Source organism: Streptomyces sp. SID1328 (assembly GCF_009865595.1).
GTDB lineage: Bacteria > Actinomycetota > Actinomycetes > Streptomycetales > Streptomycetaceae > Streptomyces > Streptomyces griseoluteus.
In genome coordinates, this window is record NZ_WWKH01000922.1 from 1 (window position 1) to 1,555 (window position 1,555).

General features: G+C 75.0%; 2 protein-coding genes. Both read left to right on the forward strand.

Annotated elements, in window-relative coordinates:
* Positions 1-1,116 (forward strand): SUKH-4 family immunity protein (locus GT030_RS29745; protein ID WP_237522894.1); only part of this gene is annotated, 1,116 nt, incomplete at its 5' end.
* A gap of 182 nt (positions 1,117-1,298) precedes the next feature.
* Positions 1,299-1,555 (forward strand): DivIVA domain-containing protein (locus GT030_RS29750; RefSeq protein WP_346009768.1); only part of this gene is annotated, 257 nt, incomplete at its 3' end.

The window sequence follows — 1,555 nt, forward strand, 5'->3', positions numbered from 1 at the left end:
CCCCTGCCGCCGCCCGGTGCCATGCCCCCGCCGGGAGCGATGCCGCCCCCGGCCGGTGCCATGCCGCCCCCCGGCGCGATGCCTCCGCCGGCCGCGCCGATGCCGGGGCAGCCGGGCGCGTACGGCTATCCGCAGCAGGGGCAGCCCATGGTGGGCCCCGGCTACCAGGCGGTGCTGCGCTACCGCGCCCACGACGGCTCGGAGCAGCAGCTCATCCGGCGTTCGGCGCCGGGCACCCCGCACCCGGAGTGGCAGATCTTCCACGAGCTGCGCGCGATGAACGTGCCGCCGGACCAGGTGCTGGAGCTGCACACCGAGCTGGAGTCCTGTGAACTGCCGGGCGCGTACTGCGCGCGGATGATCCGGGAGCAGTGGCCGCAGGCGCGGATCGCGTCCATCGCGCCGTACGGCACGGACCACGCGAGCCGGCAGGAGGGCATGCGGGAGCTGCTGGCCCATCAGGGCGAGCTGCACCAGGTCGCGGACGGTCCCGCGCGGCCCGCGCCGGTGCGGGCCCCGCTGCCGCCGGTGCCGCCCGTGCCGCCGATCCCGCCGGAGGGTGTCGCGCAGGAGCTGGCTGCGGTGTTCGGTCCCGGCGTGTACCGGTTCGAGCAGCAGGCGGTGGCCCGGCAGGGTGTGCCGCCGGTCGTCGCGCACACCCTGGTGGTGGCCGGACTCCCGCTGGACATGGGCCCGTTCTTCTGGGCGCAGGCCCAGCCGGGCCGTCCGGTGCCGACGCTGGCCGAGCTGGCGGCCGAGCGCGGGGTGGCCCCGGCCTCGGACGCGGGGTCCTACCTGGTGATGGGCACGGACTTCGGCAAGGCGATCTGCGTGCAGTACGGCACGGCGAACATCGTGGCCGTGCCGGTGGAGAGCGGGCCGGGCGGGGCGCCGGTGCCGCCGCAGTTCGTCAACTCCGGGCTGCCCGAGTTCGCCCGCTGCCTGGCCCTGCTGGGCCGGATGTGGCGGCTGCGGTACGGCCTGAACCAGGAGCAGGCGGCCCGCTGGACCGTCGACTTCCAGGCCCAGTTGGCCGCCCTGGACCCGGCCGCGCTGGCGTCGCCGGAGAGCTGGTGGTCGGTGCTGCTGGAGCAGATGTGGGACGGCCTGCTCTAGCGGACACCGCCGCTCAAACACGGGGCCCTTCACCGGTTCGGGTGAAGGGCCCTTTGGCGTTTCCTGCCCGCTTTCGATCAAGTCCTGTCTGCGGAGTGTCGTGTTATGGACAGGTATGACCTGCCCGGCAGGATATGCGGGAAATCGTCCTGTCGGGTAGGTCCGGCGGAGAGGGGTCCCTGGTGAGCGGTACGGCGAGGACACCGCGCGGCTACCGTCCCGACCAGGTCGACGCGTACCTGGCGGCGCTCTCCCGCGACCGGGACGCCGCCTGGGAGCGCGCGGCCCGGCTGACCGTCCTGGCCGGGCGGATGGAGACCGAGGCCGCGCGGCTGCGGGAGACGGCCGCGGGGCTGGCCCCGCAGGAGTACGGCACCCTCGGCGAGCGCGCCCGGTACGCCTTCGGGCTGCTCCGGGAGGAGGCCCGCGCGGTGCACGA